Source organism: Vibrio sp. JZG10, assembly GCF_054064075.1.
This window is the reverse complement of record NZ_JBSUGE010000059.1, coordinates 1-950: the sequence shown is the minus strand read 5'-3', so window position 1 is coordinate 950 and position 950 is coordinate 1. Positions and strand designations below refer to the sequence as shown.

Annotated in this window: 1 rRNA gene; it reads left to right on the top strand. The window is 54.0% G+C overall.

The features are described 5' to 3' along the window. Positions 1–950 (top strand): 16S ribosomal RNA (locus ACWYVB_RS24100); the annotation flags it as partial.

Sequence of the window (950 nt, the reverse complement as noted above, 5' to 3'; positions counted from 1 at the left end):
CAGCCACACTGGAACTGAGACACGGTCCAGACTCCTACGGGAGGCAGCAGTGGGGAATATTGCACAATGGGCGCAAGCCTGATGCAGCCATGCCGCGTGTATGAAGAAGGCCTTCGGGTTGTAAAGTACTTTCAGTCGTGAGGAAGGCGGCGTCGTTAATAGCGGCGTTGTTTGACGTTAGCGACAGAAGAAGCACCGGCTAACTCCGTGCCAGCAGCCGCGGTAATACGGAGGGTGCGAGCGTTAATCGGAATTACTGGGCGTAAAGCGCATGCAGGTGGTTTGTTAAGTCAGATGTGAAAGCCCGGGGCTCAACCTCGGAATAGCATTTGAAACTGGCAGACTAGAGTACTGTAGAGGGGGGTAGAATTTCAGGTGTAGCGGTGAAATGCGTAGAGATCTGAAGGAATACCGGTGGCGAAGGCGGCCCCCTGGACAGATACTGACACTCAGATGCGAAAGCGTGGGGAGCAAACAGGATTAGATACCCTGGTAGTCCACGCCGTAAACGATGTCTACTTGGAGGTTGTGGCCTTGAGCCGTGGCTTTCGGAGCTAACGCGTTAAGTAGACCGCCTGGGGAGTACGGTCGCAAGATTAAAACTCAAATGAATTGACGGGGGCCCGCACAAGCGGTGGAGCATGTGGTTTAATTCGATGCAACGCGAAGAACCTTACCTACTCTTGACATCCAGAGAACTTTCCAGAGATGGATTGGTGCCTTCGGGAACTCTGAGACAGGTGCTGCATGGCTGTCGTCAGCTCGTGTTGTGAAATGTTGGGTTAAGTCCCGCAACGAGCGCAACCCTTATCCTTGTTTGCCAGCGAGTAATGTCGGGAACTCCAGGGAGACTGCCGGTGATAAACCGGAGGAAGGTGGGGACGACGTCAAGTCATCATGGCCCTTACGAGTAGGGCTACACACGTGCTACAATGGCGCATACAGAGGGC